The following is a 1,233-nucleotide window of genomic DNA, read 5'->3' as shown; positions in this document are numbered from 1 at the left end:
CCGGTGAAGCCGCGACCATCACCGCGGACATTGGCGACAGGAACGGACGCACGATTCCCCACCTCAACGTGGTGACGCGCATCGCCCTTCCCGGCCGCGTTCTTGAGGCTTACAGGCTGATCCGTCCGTTCATCGCGAACCTTCGCGCCAATGGCTACGAATCGACGTTGATGGAAACCGAGCTCACCGAAAGAAATTGCTACCGCGAAATCCGCAACGGCCTCGGCACGTTGCAGATGCTCGAGCTGACCGACCCGGTCATGAAGGGTCGCGCGGAGGTCGCGGCGTTTGTGAGCGAGCTCGATCGCCATCTCGCGGCAACCCTGGAAAAGGTGGGAAATGTCTAAACCAGGCAAACTGTCCGTCTCTGACTTTCCGATCGCTCCGCGACGGCCGAAGCCAGCCACATCCAAAGCCACAATGAAACCAGCCTCTGTGTCGGAAGAGGCAGAGGCGGAAATGACTGCACCGGAACCGACAGAGGCGCCGGTTTCAGAAGCGGGCGCGACAAGGGAACGGCCGCGGCGCAGTCTGCCGAACCCGAGCGGTGAAGAGCGCAAGAGCAAAGCGATCGAACGTGCTCTGGCCCAGGAGGACGGGCGCTATCGCCTGCGCGACCTGAAACGAGCCCACGCGCGAGAAGCCAAGCACTACGTCAATTGTCCCCTGGACTACGACACGAAGATGCGATTGCAAAAGGCCGCCTTCGACAACGACATCAAGATGACGGTGATCATAAAGGCAGCCATCGACCAGTTCCTCCGCGACAACGGCTATTGAGAATGACGGGCCGCGGCTTCCTATTTGGAATAGCCATCGGCACCGTCATCGGCATCTACGCCGCGCCTATGCTCGGCCGGCAGAGCATAGGCGTTCGCGAGACTTCGCGGGCCTATTTGTCTATCGTCAAAGGCACTAACCGCATACCCGATAAGGCTACGTGGCCGACCAATGAACACGCGAAATCGGAACTCTTCCGCATATCCAAATGGGATATAACCAAGCACGGTGATGGATCGACGGTTAGTGTGAAGCGGTGTATAAGTATTGATGAATATTCGATAGCTTGCGAACTATCGGCGCATCTTGGTTGGATCGATGGTGAAAAATTCGTGGAATCAGTGTTCAAAGGCGGGCCAGACCGTTGGGCAATGGTCGCAGCAAAGAACCGCTAGGGCCCTTGCAAACCGTACCGCCCGTATAATCACCGATCACTCCAAGAGGTCGGAGGAC

The 1,233-nt window shown here is 58.1% G+C and carries 2 protein-coding genes and 1 pseudogene; all 3 read left to right on the top strand.

Annotated elements, in window-relative coordinates:
* Positions 1–347: pseudogene (locus EN780_RS39190) on the top strand (ParA family protein); the annotation flags it as partial.
* Positions 348–459: 112 nt separating this feature from the next.
* The gene (locus EN780_RS41060) at positions 460–780 is read left to right on the top strand and encodes a hypothetical protein (protein ID WP_245500217.1); all 321 of its coding nucleotides are present in this window, start codon (positions 460–462) and stop codon (positions 778–780) included.
* 2 nt (positions 781–782) lie between these two features.
* On the top strand, positions 783–1,175 hold the full coding sequence (locus tag EN780_RS34615) for a hypothetical protein (protein WP_128276493.1): 393 nt from the start codon (positions 783–785) through the stop codon (positions 1,173–1,175).
* Positions 1,176–1,233: the final 58 nt, after the last annotated feature.

Origin of the sequence: Mesorhizobium sp. M4B.F.Ca.ET.089.01.1.1, from assembly GCF_004022605.1 — a bacterium.
In the GTDB taxonomy this organism is placed as follows: Bacteria; Pseudomonadota; Alphaproteobacteria; order Rhizobiales; family Rhizobiaceae; genus Mesorhizobium; species Mesorhizobium abyssinicae.
This window is presented reverse-complemented; position numbering and strand designations above follow the sequence as displayed.

Excerpts from the sequence above, each read along its gene's own strand:
- EN780_RS34615 (WP_128276493.1), top strand. The coding sequence starts at position 783 with ATGACGGGCCGCGGCTTCCTATTTGGAATAGCCATCGGCACCGTCATC.
- EN780_RS41060 (WP_245500217.1), top strand. The coding sequence starts at position 460 with ATGACTGCACCGGAACCGACAGAGGCGCCGGTTTCAGAAGCGGGCGCG.